We start from the raw sequence: 13598 nt of genomic DNA, 5'->3' as shown, positions 1-13598 counted from the left end.
AAGGCATTTGAATAGTGTAGTCATTAATTAGCAAAAAATGCTTAACTCATTAATACATAGAATAAAATAAAAAAGCGATACCTAAAAAGATATCGCCTTGATATTAGTTTCTGAAATTAATAGAAATTATTTTTTTGCTGCTTGGAGATATAACATATCCAGCGCAATTGTCGCACCTGCAAGTGCTGTAATGTCGGATTGATCATAAGCCGGAGAAACTTCCACTAAGTCCATACCGACAATATTTAATGGTTGTAACGCACGTAAGATCTTCAGTGCTTTATCGGTTGTTAAACCGCCTACAACTGGCGTTCCTGTTCCTGGCGCAAACGCAGGATCAAGACAATCAATATCGAAAGTCAGGTAAACGGGAAGATCACCCACAATGTTTTTAATCTGATCGACTAAATCATCAACACCGCGATCATTAACTTGTGCTGCATCTAGCACAGTAAAACCATTATCACTGTCGTGATCGGTACGAATACCAATTTGAACGGAATGATTAGGATCGATTAACCCTTCATTTGGCGCATGAAAGAACATTGTACCGTGGTCAAACTTACTCCCATTACCATAAGTATCGGTATGAGCATCGAAATGTACTAATGCCATTTTGCCAAAATGTTTAGCATGCGCACGTAATAGAGGCAGTGTGACAAAGTGGTCCCCGCCAAACGTTAAGCATTTTTTGCCTGAGGCTAACAATTTTTCAGTATGAGCTTGTAGTTTATCGCTCATATCTTGTGCATCACCGAAGTTAAACACCAAGTCACCACAATCGACAACGCTTAAACGCTCACGCATATCGAAATCCCAAGGCCAGCGGTTACCTTCCCATGCTAAATTCGTTGAGATTTGGCGAATAGCACCAGGCCCATGACGCGTTCCTGCACGACCAGAGGTTGCCATATCAAAAGGCACACCAGTAATAACCCAATCTGCATCACTGCTATAAGGCTGAAAATTCAGTGGAAAACGTAAAAAACCAAATGCATTAGAGATCAAAGAATTATCAGTCTCATTACCTAACGTACTATTTTTCATGCTATTACCTCTGTCACTTATTAAAAATAAGCGACATACAAATCAATATGATAGATAAAGAGTGATACTTAAACGCATCACTCTTGCATTGGAGAATTAAGAATTACTCTTCTTCTTCCAGATACGTATAACCGTATAAACCGCTTTCAAATTCAGTCAAGAATTGTTCTTGCAACGCTTCATCTAACTGTGCATTTTTTACTTGAGTACGGAAACGTTCTAACAGCACCGTTGGATTTAACTTAACGTACTGAAGCATATCGGCAACAGTATCGCCCTCTTCACTTTGAACATAAGTAAGATTACCTTTTTCATCAAGATAAACGTCAACGGCGGCAGTATCACCAAATAAGTTATGCATATTGCCTAAAATTTCCTGATAAGCCCCTACCATAAAAAAGCCAATCATGGGTGGATATTCAGGATCATAAGCTGGCATTGGCATCGTTGTTTCAACACCATCACCATCCACATAGTGGTCAATAATACCATCTGAGTCACACGTAATATCGAGTAGAACCGCTCGGCGATCCAGTGGTTTATCTAACCCTTCAATCGGTAATACAGGGAATAGCTGATCAATACCCCATGCATCAGGTAAAGATTGGAATAATGAAAAGTTCACATAGAACTTATCGGACATCCGCTCTTGCAGTTCATCAATAATAGGACGATGCGCACGATTACTTGGATCTAAATCGTATTGAATGCGACGACAAATATTCAAATACAACTCTTCTGCCCATGCACGCTCTGTCAGGCTCAACATGCCATGAACATATTGTGTATGCACATCATGTAAGTCTAATTGGCTATCATGCAACCATTCACGTAATGAACGACTATGTCCTTTGGTTTGCATCTCTTCCCATGTTTCCCAAAGGCTAGCAATCGGTCTTGATGCATCTTCTTCAGGCGGTGTAATTGCTGTAAATTCATTGCGCTCAACACCAATGACATTAGAGATTAATACTGTGTGATGTGCAGTTAATGCGCGGCCTGATTCTGTAATGACCGTAGGATGAGGTAAATCATTTTCATCACACGCGTCACCAATTGCCCAAATGACATTATTCGCATATTCATTTAGACCATAGTTAACCGAGCAATCAGATTGTGAGCGTGTACCTTCATAGTCCACCCCTAATCCACCACCCACATCAAAATACTGGATATCAACACCTAACTTATGCAGTTCGACATAAAAGCGTGCAGATTCACGAACACCGGTGGCGATATCACGGATATTCGCCATTTGTGAGCCCAAATGGAAGTGCAATAATTGCAAGCTATCTAAGCGATCAGCTTGGCGCAACATATCAATTAATTGTAAAACTTGTGTTGCGGCTAAACCAAATTTCGATTTCTCACCACCACTTGCCTGCCATTTACCCGAGCCTTGAGAAGCCAAACGAGCGCGTACCCCTAAACGAGGGATAACTTCTAAACGTTCTGCTTCTTCAAGTACCATTTTTATCTCAGACATTTTTTCAATGACTAAGAAAACTTTATGCCCCAGCTTTTCGCCCGTTAATGCTAAACGAATATATTCACGGTCTTTATAACCATTACATACAATGACAGAACTTGTCATATTGGCATGAGCAAGCACAGCCATTAATTCAGCTTTAGAGCCTGCTTCTAGACCTAAAGGCTCACCCGCATTAATCAGTGATTCAATCACGCGACGCTGTTGATTCACTTTAATCGGATAAACTAAAAAATAGTCACCTTTATAACCATAAGATTCACGTGCGCGATGAAACGCCGCATTAATCGAGCGTAAACGGTGTTGTAGTATTTGAGGAAAGCAAAAAAGCGCAGGTAAACGCAAATGTGATTGCTCTTCTTGAACGCGTTTAACCAATTCAGTTAAATCAAACGTTGCATCAGGAACATCAGGGTTAGGACAAACGCTAATATTTCCCCGATTATTCGCTAAATAGTAACCGCCACCCCAATATGCAATGTTATAGGTCTGCTGCATCTTACGAGCGATGTTATCATTCATGACATTCTCCTTAGGGAGTATGAGTTTATACCTTGCCTGTCACTATAGTAGTCAATAATCTCTTGAAAATCTGAAACGACTGATAAATAACAGTTGGAAGTAGTGACTCACTATATATTTTTATATGAGTATTCAGTTTATAGCTGAACATAATAATAGAAAGTTATTGAGTTAACTTATAACGAGTTAACACAATCACCTATTGGCAAGTAACAGACAACTTCGCTCTAAAGAGAGTGTGCTCAAAGAGGAAATTACTCTAGATATACTATGTAGATAGTATTGGTGAGTACTGTTTTGGTTTTTGAAAAGACTAACCTGTAGACAATGGATCATTACCCATTCACTCCACACATGGCTTAATGCTATAAGCCATTTCCCTAACAGAGAAACAGAATTTGAAATTCTGCGGTTTACACTGTGTTCAGATTTCACAGTAACCGCGAGTTTATACCTGTAGTTAACTTAAAATGCAAAAGCAAAATGCATAAAAACCTTTTTTTTCTTATTTTTGAATTTTCGCCATCAGAAAATAACGCGTAACAAAAAATAAGATTAACTATTGGATTCTACTTTTCCCCTATATTTGATTAAAAAAAACTGGAATTAAAGAGAAAACAGACCTAAACTAGCCGTCTAGATGTTAAAACATCCATCCTTAAACCGATTGTATTAAGGTAACGAAATATAATGACTACACACCTTTTTACTTCTGAATCAGTATCAGAAGGTCATCCAGATAAAATCGCGGATCAGATTTCTGATGCCGTCTTGGATGCAATTTTAGAACAAGATCCAAAAGCACGCGTTGCCTGCGAAACTTACGTTAAAACAGGCATGGTCATGGTTGGCGGAGAAATTACCACCAAAGCTTGGGTTGATATCGAAGAAATCACACGAAAAACAGTGCGTGAAATCGGCTATACCAGCTCCGATATGGGCTTTGATGCTAATTCCTGTGCAGTGATCAGTGCCATTGGTAAGCAATCACCGGACATCAATCAAGGTGTTGACCGCGCAGATCCGTTAGAACAAGGTGCGGGTGACCAAGGTTTAATGTTTGGTTACGCCACGAATGAAACTGACGTATTAATGCCAGCGCCTATTACTTATGCTCATCGCTTAGTTCAGCGCCAAGCCCAAGTTCGTAAAAGTGGTACCTTACCTTGGTTACGTCCTGACGCAAAAAGCCAAATTACATTCCAATATGACAATAACAACATTGTCGGCATTGATGCAGTTGTATTATCAACTCAGCATTCTGAAGACATTACACAAAAAGATCTGCATGAAGCCGTAATGGAAGAGATCATTAAACCTGTTCTACCAATAGAATGGTTAAATGAGCAAACCAAATACTTCATTAATCCAACAGGTCGTTTTGTTATTGGTGGCCCAATGGGTGACTGCGGCTTAACGGGTCGCAAAATTATTGTTGATACATACGGCGGCATGGCGCGTCATGGCGGCGGTGCCTTCTCAGGTAAAGATCCTTCAAAAGTAGACCGTTCTGCTGCTTATGCTGCACGTTATGTTGCTAAAAATATCGTTGCTGCAGGTTTAGCTGATCGTTGTGAAATCCAAGTATCTTACGCAATCGGTGTAGCTGAACCAACCTCGATTATGGTAGAAACGTTTGGCACAGAAAAAGTACCTGCATCACAACTGATTTTGTTAGTGCGTGAATTCTTTGACTTACGTCCTTATGGATTAATTCAAATGTTAGATTTACTGCACCCAATCTACCAAAAAACAGCAGCTTACGGTCACTTTGGTCGTCCTGAATTCCCGTGGGAAGCAACAGACAAAGCTGAAATCTTACGTGAAGCCGCCGGTTTAAAAGCCTAGCACTTGTTACATCACGTTATTGATTATTTGATAAACCACATCTTTTATAGATGTGGTTTTTTGTTGGTCTTTTTAGATAAAAAACTCCATAAAAAAACCCCGCAATCAATACGGGGATCTCAAAAGGAGAAAACGAGAACATAGATTTATGATGAAACTGTTTCCTATAAAAAGTTAGTTAGGATAATTAATCCATTCCCCTCCATTTAACTTAATATAAGACTGACCTTGATAATCAACCACAATGGTTGCTTGGTTTTCCGCAACATTGGCTGTTTGAGGTAATTCGCTAGCTATTGCATTCCAATCAATAGCAGATTGATTAAAGATATCACCATTAACATTACGAGAAATAAACTCAGAAATAGCTAAATAGCTGCTTGGCTCTTCAACAATCACTGGAGGATAAAATTGTGCTCTGTCTTTTATTCCGGTAAAACGAACACCAACAGGCACAGTTGTAATGCTTTGGCTTGGAATATCTCTTAATCCTGACATCTGCGTTTTATCACCTTGTAAGGCAGCACCATGCTCAGGAATAATCACCACCATGACTTTTCTTCCCTTTTTATCCAACTCATTCATAAAGTTATCTAAATTATCTAATAGTGTTGTGGCTCGCTTACCATAATCGGCCGTGTTATTTTCACCCACAAAGCGGTTACCATCATGCAATGAGACTAAGTTCACAAAGGTGACACTGCGACTCTCTTTTGATTGCTCGCGAGCTTGCAACCAACGCTCTAATGTCTCTTTGTCGTTGTAAATTTTAGTACCATCAAAAGCGGTAATTTGATGAGAAAGATTTTCTTGATCTTGTAAAGCGATATTAAGATTTCCGAGTTGCTGAACTTCTTGAAGATAGTTACCAAACTTTCCATTGTGATCGAGTACAAGTTTCTTTACGAACCCTAATGAAGACAAATTATCCATTAACAAACACTGTGTATCGGCAGGATCATATAAATCAGAATGGTGAGTTTGTCCGCAACTTGATCGTAATAATCTTAATGATGCGGGGCCACTATAAGAAGAGACTGTATTAAAGTGACTAAATAATACGTCAAAGTTGCCCCAAATAGGGTGTTCTTGTAACCCAACAGCGGCAGTATCCGCAGTTGAAAGCGAGCAAATATTAATGATTAAGATATCAAAAGGCTGAGCATTCGCAGATAACTGGGCGGGAAATGGTGTCGCCCGTTTTTTCTCATAGCCATAGAATTGTGTTAACCAATCATCAAGTGCTTTATTGTTAACCTTCTGTTTTTGTGGTGGATAAAACGAATTGGCGGGTGTTGATTCTGCAGGTTTAATCGCTGTGACTTCTTCAGGAACAACCAGAGGCTCAACTGATACAGACGGTGCTTCTGTTGCATTTGCTAACGCAGTCCTTTTTTCAGCATTAATGTCATTTTCTGGCGTAAAACTATTGGCTGAAACCTCAGGCACCATACTTTGTGAAAAATGTGTAAATCCACCGATATTTAGCCATAAGACTCCCGCAATAATAAAGACCGAAACCCTTACCCACTGCTCAATAAAAAGGTATCCCACCAGTAAAATAAAGGCGACACCAATCATTTTTATATTGATAAAATTAACAGTTAACTCCACAAGATAATCAAACGAAAACTGTTTAAGCTGTCCACCTTGTGCTAATACCGTTGAAAAGCTGGGTAACCAAGTATCGTGATAAAATAAAACTAACCCAATAGGGATAGCTATCCAATTACGTATTTTATGCCAACTGTTTTTTGGTAACGGGAACAATAAAAAGGCAAGAAAAAGTAGATTGCTAAAAGCATCAAAATTTAAATAACCATACCAAAGTAAAACAAACTTCAGTAAAAAATAGAAATTCCATGCTCCCAACCCATGCCAGTAATGTAAAAAATCGAACTGGGTTGTATTAGACTTGTTCATTTTGATTTCCTACTCATTAGTATCAATAAATCAAATTCAACAGTTATATGATTATTCATATCTGTTTTTTTATTACTTACGATATTTAATTAACTACAAATCTTACATATAAGAGAATAATTATTTTAAACTTAGTAAAAACCCTTAAATAAAAATTAATAAAAAAGAAAACTCACCAGTAAAAACTGGCCTCTTATATAAAAGGAGACTAATAATGAAATCCAATTTATTAAATTTGGATTTAAAAGAAAACACTCGATTTTCTATTTATATAATAGCTTCTATTTTTAAAAATGGCGTTTTATTTACATTAAATAATGAAACACAGAGTTATCTTATTTTTATATTTCGAAACAAAAACAAAACAAACCACACATAAATAACAATTAATAACAAACCTTAAACATAAATTCGAATTTAAAAACAACTCACTTAATATAAGAACATAATTAATCAACAAAGGATAATCAAAAAACGATCTTTCCGTTAAAAGTGATGGAGATCAATATACAATAATGATCATCGGAATTAAATATTTTAATATATTGTTATAAACAACTAATTTACACTTCTTTTTATTCCTCTATTTTTTATTCATACTTTCTTATCATTATTTAACAAATAAAAACTTAAAATATAAAAATTTTATTTTAGAAAAAACACCCTTTGATTATCGTCCATAAAAATATAGAAATTAATTTCTATTTTTATGTACCTTTACGTAATTGAAATAATAGATTTTAAAGCATACTCTAAAATAGAGAACTTAAATGAATCGCAACAGTAGTTAATTAATCGCTGCTTATCAGTTTTTTTTAAACCTGATGAAAATTTATTTATTATTTATTAGGAGATTATTAGAATGAAAAATGAAAGTTTCATTAACTCAAATATAAAAATAGGAAAAAATAATCTAAATAAAGACATTAATAAATTAAAAATTTTATTTTCACTAAACAACTATCACTATAAGGATATTAATAAAGAAGAAGAAAACAGTATGATTATTTATCGCTGGCCATTACTTAATGCATTTAATTACATAACTAAATGAGGCTAACTATGCCACTTATTGTATTAAAAGGGCTTCGAGGTGGAGTGGGTACAACATCCACTGCAATTGCTCTTGCTCGGCAATTTAACCAACAAAATAAAGAAGTACTAATTATTGATAATTGTACTGAAAATATTTTGCCTTTTTATTTTCCAGCACAGCAAAAAAATACCACATTAAGTCAGGCATTATTAGCACAAACCCCTATAGAGGATAGTATTTTTCACTATCAATCAGGCTACCATGTTTTACCTTTTGGTTTGGTTAATCTGAAGGATAATTTACTTCTACAATTATCATTTTCAGCAAAACAGCATTTTAATCATTTTCTAACCACATTTACCCAGTTGCATCCTAATGCCATTATTTTAATGGATTTACAACATACACAAGATGCCATTTTCACTCCATGGATAGAAAAAGCGGCTATTTTTTTCACTGTCGTGATGGCTGAAAGTAACTGTCATATTCGCCTTAATCAGCATGAATTTGCTAAAAATGAATATATCCTTATTAATCAATTTCGTGCAACTAGCCAAGTTCACCAAGATTTCTATCAATTTTGGCAAACAACACAATTTCCATTATGCCCTGTTGTTCTTCATCGAGATGAAGCGTCATTAGAAGCCTGCGCTTCACGTTTACCTTTATATGATTACCGAGCTAATTGCATGTTAGTTGAGGAAATAACACAACTGGCTCAGTGGTGTTTTCCGTTATTTGAAAGGAAAGAAGGACAGTCATAATGCCATCATCTTCCGATGCCACGAATAAAATAGAAAAGAGTGCAGCACAACATATTCTTATTCGTTATTACAAATTTTATCGCCATAACGGTGCTTCTCGTAGTGCAGCTATTGTTAGCGAGCTATTTATGGGCATTATGTGGTTTTTTTTACGTATGGAATCGCCATTTTGGCGAAAAATAGCCAGAAAACAACGTGCGTTATTTCCTCATATTGATCCTCGTTGCCCTAAGGTTTTCGATCCTGTGCGCTATTTACTACAAAGTTTTTGGCTAGTTTGTCACTACATTGCGCAGTTATTGGTAAAAAAACCAACTCAGCTTATTTCCTATGTCAGAAAACTATACAAAAAATTCTTTGTTCATGTTTCGCCTATCGCCATTGAAATTATTGAACATAAGAAAAAAACGACACCTATTTGGCAATACTTGCTCTACTCTGTTATTGCGATTTTAGCTATCTTCTTTATTTTATTGAGTATTACTCAGCCTTTTGACCTGACTTTCCAATTTGTTTTTGTCATTGTTCTTTGGTTAGTTGCCTTAGCTATTCGTGATATTTCTGGTCGTTTTGCTTCAATCGCAATGATTATGTTGGCGCTCACCATTGCGTGTCGATATATCTGGTGGCGTTATCAATCAACGCTTTATTGGGTTGATAATTTCAGTTTATTTTGTGGTTTGCTACTTTTACTTGCTGAAACTTATGCATGGTGTGTGCTATTTCTTAGTTTTATGCAATGCATTTGGCCCCTTCATCGTAAACCCGTTTCTATGCCTGAAGATATTACACAATGGCAAAGTGTTGATATTTTTATTCCTACCTACAATGAAGACTTACAAGTCGTTAAAACCACAATTTATGCCAGCTTAAACCTAGATTGGCCCAAAGATAAATTGACGATTTATTTACTTGATGATGGTAATCGCCCTGAATTTAAAGCATTTGCACAAGAAGTTGGTATTCGTTATATCGCACGTGAAAAACACGACTTTGCTAAAGCGGGTAATATTAATCATGCGTTAACGCTAGCCTCCGGCGAATTCGTCGCGATTTTTGACTGTGACCACGTTCCAACACGTTCCTTTTTACAATTCACAATGGGATGGTTTTTAAAAGATGAAAAAATGGCGCTAGTACAAACGCCTCACCATTTTTTCTCACCCGATCCTTTTGAACGTAATTTAGGTAATTTCCGTGAAACACCCAATGAAGGCACATTATTTTATGGGTTAGTTCAAGACGGTAACGATACTTGGAACGCTGCGTTTTTCTGTGGTTCTTGTGCTGTTTTACGTCGTACGGCCTTAGATGAAATTGGGGGAATTGCCGTTGAAACAGTAACAGAAGATGCTCATACCTCATTACGCCTACACCGTCATGGTTGGACATCTGCATATATTCGTATTCCTCAAGCAGCAGGACTCGCAACAGAATCATTGTCCGCACATATAGGCCAACGTATTCGATGGGCGAGAGGCATGGTGCAAATATTTCGCCTTGATAACCCTTTATTTGGTAAAGGACTGACTCTCCCTCAACGTCTTTGCTACTTAAATGCCATGTTGCACTTTTTCTCTGGCATTCCCCGTATGATTTTCTTACTGGCACCACTGACATTTCTTATTTTTCGCGCTTATATCATTTATGCCCCCGCTATCGCCATTGCTTTATATGTTGTGCCCTATTTAATCCATATATCTCTGGCTAGTGCGAAATTGCAAGGTGCTTATCGCCATTCATTTTGGGGAGAAGTCTATGAAACTATTTTAGCGTGGTACACGACTCGCCCTGTATTAAGCACCCTTTTTTCACCTCACAAAGGGACATTTAACGTGACTGAAAAAGGGGGCGTTATGGAAGAAGGTTTTGTCGATTGGAAAATCAACCGTCCCTACTTAATTTTTCTTAACTTAAACTTACTGGGGATTTTGTTTGGTTTTTGGCGCATTACAACAGGTGATCCTGATGAAGCTTGGGCTATCGTCATGTGTTTACTCTGGGTTTGCTATAATCTTGTATTACTCGGCGTCGCTATTGCAGTATCTGTAGAAACGAAGCAACAGCGTCGCTTCCCTCGAGTTCGCATTAAAGCTCCTGCCATGCTGTTATTAAATAACGGTTCACTGTACCGATGCTATCTCTATGATTTTTCTGATAACAGCTGTGCTATTCAATTACCTAGTAATGTTAGCCTTTCTCTATCTCAAAACGAAAATATCACATTATTGCTAAGCCAAAATCAGCGTGAGCATGCTTTTAAAGCCAGCATTTCACGTATTGATGGGCAAATTATCGGATTGCAACTGTGTGAAATGACAACTCAAAAAGCAATTGATTTTACCGCTTGTACATTTGAGCGGGCTGATACTTGGGCTGATTGGCAACATGAACTACCTGTTGATAGACCGTTAAGTAGCCTTAAAAACATCATTTATATCAGTATGCAAGGCTATAACATGCTGCTAAAACGCGCCCCTTACTTTATTTACGCCATATTTCGCGTACTCGGTCTATTTTTGCTGTGGCTTTCATCATTACTCCCTCAACGCGTTAATGTTTCACAAATATTTCATCAGTCTTGAAGGAAAAACTCGGTTTTTTGGGAGTTTATTAATAAACAATAAGATCATGGGTAACAATAATGAAAAAACGTTTTATCATACTTGCCTTATTTATGCTCACATCTTCAGTTTATGGAGATGAAACGCAAGAAGCGCAAACAAATACTTCAGAGCCTACCGTGGCGATAACTGAAGCAACACCTAACGCGACGACTCAAACAACGCCTGTTAATATACCATTACCCTCAAATGATATAACGCCTTCTGCTCGTCAAAAAATCCTTAAATTTGCGGATACGGCACCAAGCTATGGCGCTATTCATTTAACGGGAGTGAGCCCTGATGGTTATTTAGAATTTGGTGTACGTAGTGATGAATATGTTTCAAAAGCCACTCTCGATTTAGAATTTACACCGTCTCCGTCACTACTTCCTGTGGAATCTCATCTTAATGTTTATTTGAATGATGAATTGATGGGAGTTATTACCCTAAAACAGGAAGATTTAGGTAAGAAAAACCAAATTACGATACCAATTGATCCTTTATTTATTCAAGATTTTAACCATATAAAACTCTCTTTTATTGGCCATTATCGTGAAATTTGTGAGAACCAAGCCAATACCACACTGTGGCTTGATGTGAGTAAAAGCAGCCAATTGAACCTCACTTTTCAATCATTACGTTTAAGCAATGAATTAGCAAACTTCCCAGAGCCATTCTTTGATAGTCGTGATTTTGGGTCATTAACCCTGCCAATGGTTTTCAGCCAGTCGCCTAATTTAGTACAACAGAAAGCCGCCGCTATACTCACTTCTTGGTTTGGGACTCAAGTCGATTGGCGTCAGCAAAACTACCCTGTTTATTACGATTCATTGCCGAATCAACACAGTATTATTTTTGCCACTAATAAACAAAAACCTGAATTTTTAAAACAGCATGCTGATGTTAAAGCACCCACTATCGAAATGCTGACACATCCAACAAACCCTTATATCAAACAGCTCCTCATTATGGGCCGTGATGATAATGATTTGATCACGGCTGTTAATGGGATCGCTCGTGGACACGTTATTTTCAGAGGCAATACCGTCACTATTGATGAAGTAGAAAAACTGATCCCTCGTGAGCCTTATGATGCGCCAAAATGGGTACAATTAAATAAACCTATTTATTTTAATATGTTACAAGACTATGAAGGCCAATTACAGTCACGAGGATTAAAACCCAATCCGATTACACTCAATATGACATTACCGCCTGATTTATTTATGTTTAATAATACTGGGTTACAAATGCAATTGCGTTATCGCTATACCGCACCTGCATTTCAAGATGACTCGCGTATGTCTATTTTAGTCAACGATCACTTTATTAAAGCCTATCCTCTTGAAAAAGATAAAAAAGACAACCTTATTATTGCTTATTTACCGCTTATTCAAGGTTGGATTGAACATAAAAACTTATTGAATATCCCTGCCGTAAAATTAGGTGAGCGTAACCAAATTACGTTTGCATTTGATTACACTAACCCTATTCCTGGCGGTTCAACTGAACAATGTATTACTTATCATCCTGTTCCAAACGCTGTCGCCATTGACGATTTATCAAGTTTCAATTTTACAGGGGATTATCGACACTATATTGCGCTGCCTGATTTGAGAGTTTTCAGCCACGCAGGCTTCCCTTTTAGCCGTTATGCTGACCTTTCCGAAACATTAATTTTTGTTAATCAACAGCCTTCACCGACCCAGTTATCAACCCTTTTAATCTCAACAGGGAATATAGGTGCTCAAACAGGTTATCCAGCCCTGAATGTTTCATTAACAGACTCATTAGAAGAGATGCAAAAAAGGGATGCAGATCTATTACTGATAGGAACTATTCCACCCGCACTCAATAATGACAAACAGATGAATCTGCTGGTTGATAAGGCTCGTAGCGAAATCACATTACCTTCTCGTGAGATCAGTATATTTAGCCACACCCACTATCAGCCTACAGATAAACGTCCAGATAGCCGAATTTCATTAACCTCTAAAGGTTCAATGGGTGCGATTATTGGTTTTCAATCACCATTCTTTTCACAACGTAGTGTTGTCGCACTATTAGCGGATAGTACCCAAGGTTACAAACTATTAAATGAAGCGATTAGTGACAGCGGTAAGCGCGATGCAATGCACGGTTCAGTGGTGTTAGTCAGAGAGTCTGGCGTAAATAGTTTACGTGTTGGCGATACCTATTACGTTGGTTACTTACCTTGGTGGGAAGAAATCTGGTACGTCTTCGCATCACATCCTATATGGCTTGGTTTAGCTGCGATTATCGGTATTATTCTTGTCTCTCTTCTTATTTGGCGAGCAATGAAAATAAGAAGCCAACGTCGTTTAGCGGCTAAGGACTAAGGC

8 protein-coding genes are annotated in these 13598 nt (G+C 37.5%); 5 read left to right on the top strand and 3 right to left on the bottom strand.

Annotated features, from left to right (window positions below; genetic code table 11):
- Positions 1-126: 126 nt before the first annotated feature.
- Together speB and speA are read right to left on the bottom strand one after the other, a co-directional pair.
- On the bottom strand, positions 127-1047 hold the full coding sequence (gene speB, locus INT04_RS02960; protein WP_193014670.1) for an agmatinase: 921 nt from the start codon (positions 1045-1047) through the stop codon (positions 127-129).
- Between the two features lie 103 nt (positions 1048-1150).
- On the bottom strand, positions 1151-3058 hold the full coding sequence (speA, locus tag INT04_RS02955) for a biosynthetic arginine decarboxylase (protein ID WP_193014669.1): 1908 nt from the start codon (positions 3056-3058) through the stop codon (positions 1151-1153).
- A gap of 690 nt (positions 3059-3748) precedes the next feature.
- Here speA and metK point away from each other — a divergent pair.
- A complete protein-coding gene (gene metK, locus INT04_RS02950; protein ID WP_193014668.1) occupies positions 3749-4906 on the top strand; it encodes a methionine adenosyltransferase in 1158 nt (385 codons plus the stop codon).
- Between the two features lie 174 nt (positions 4907-5080).
- Here the strand turns inward: metK and bcsG are convergent, their stop codons facing one another.
- Positions 5081-6829, bottom strand: coding sequence for a cellulose biosynthesis protein BcsG (gene bcsG, locus INT04_RS02945; RefSeq protein WP_193014667.1), 1749 nt, complete (start codon positions 6827-6829; stop codon positions 5081-5083).
- A gap of 862 nt (positions 6830-7691) precedes the next feature.
- Between bcsG and bcsR the strand changes: the two genes are divergently transcribed.
- The 4 genes from bcsR to bcsB are packed head-to-tail and all read left to right on the top strand — an operon-like array spanning position 7692 to position 13595.
- Complete coding sequence (gene bcsR, locus INT04_RS02940) at positions 7692-7883, top strand: cellulose biosynthesis protein BcsR (protein WP_193014666.1); 192 nt, start codon at positions 7692-7694, stop codon at positions 7881-7883.
- Positions 7884-7891: 8 nt separating this feature from the next.
- Positions 7892-8629 carry a cellulose synthase operon protein YhjQ/BcsQ gene (locus INT04_RS02935; protein ID WP_193014665.1) on the top strand — a complete coding sequence of 246 codons (738 nt, stop codon included), beginning with the start codon at positions 7892-7894 and terminating at the stop codon, positions 8627-8629.
- A complete protein-coding gene (gene bcsA, locus INT04_RS02930) occupies positions 8629-11214 on the top strand; it encodes a UDP-forming cellulose synthase catalytic subunit (RefSeq protein ID WP_193014664.1) in 2586 nt (861 codons plus the stop codon). The genes INT04_RS02935 and bcsA overlap by 1 nt, the downstream gene beginning before the upstream one ends.
- A 56-nt stretch (positions 11215-11270) precedes the next feature.
- A complete protein-coding gene (gene bcsB, locus INT04_RS02925; RefSeq protein ID WP_413465695.1) occupies positions 11271-13595 on the top strand; it encodes a cellulose biosynthesis cyclic di-GMP-binding regulatory protein BcsB in 2325 nt (774 codons plus the stop codon).
- Positions 13596-13598: the final 3 nt, after the last annotated feature.

Origin of the sequence: Proteus sp. FME41, from assembly GCF_014897315.1 — a bacterium.
GTDB lineage: Bacteria > Pseudomonadota > Gammaproteobacteria > Enterobacterales > Enterobacteriaceae > Proteus.
This window is presented reverse-complemented; position numbering and strand designations above follow the sequence as displayed.

Bases quoted from the DNA above. Each gene is read 5' to 3' on its own strand.
- speA (WP_193014669.1), bottom strand. From the start codon at position 3,058: ATGAATGATAACATCGCTCGTAAGATGCAGCAGACCTATAACATTGCA.
- bcsG (WP_193014667.1), bottom strand. From the start codon at position 6,829: ATGAACAAGTCTAATACAACCCAGTTCGATTTTTTACATTACTGGCAT.
- metK (WP_193014668.1), top strand. From the start codon at position 3,749: ATGACTACACACCTTTTTACTTCTGAATCAGTATCAGAAGGTCATCCA.
- bcsA (WP_193014664.1), top strand. From the start codon at position 8,629: ATGCCATCATCTTCCGATGCCACGAATAAAATAGAAAAGAGTGCAGCA.
- speB (WP_193014670.1), bottom strand. From the start codon at position 1,047: ATGAAAAATAGTACGTTAGGTAATGAGACTGATAATTCTTTGATCTCT.
- INT04_RS02935 (WP_193014665.1), top strand. From the start codon at position 7,892: ATGCCACTTATTGTATTAAAAGGGCTTCGAGGTGGAGTGGGTACAACA.
- bcsR (WP_193014666.1), top strand. From the start codon at position 7,692: ATGAAAAATGAAAGTTTCATTAACTCAAATATAAAAATAGGAAAAAAT.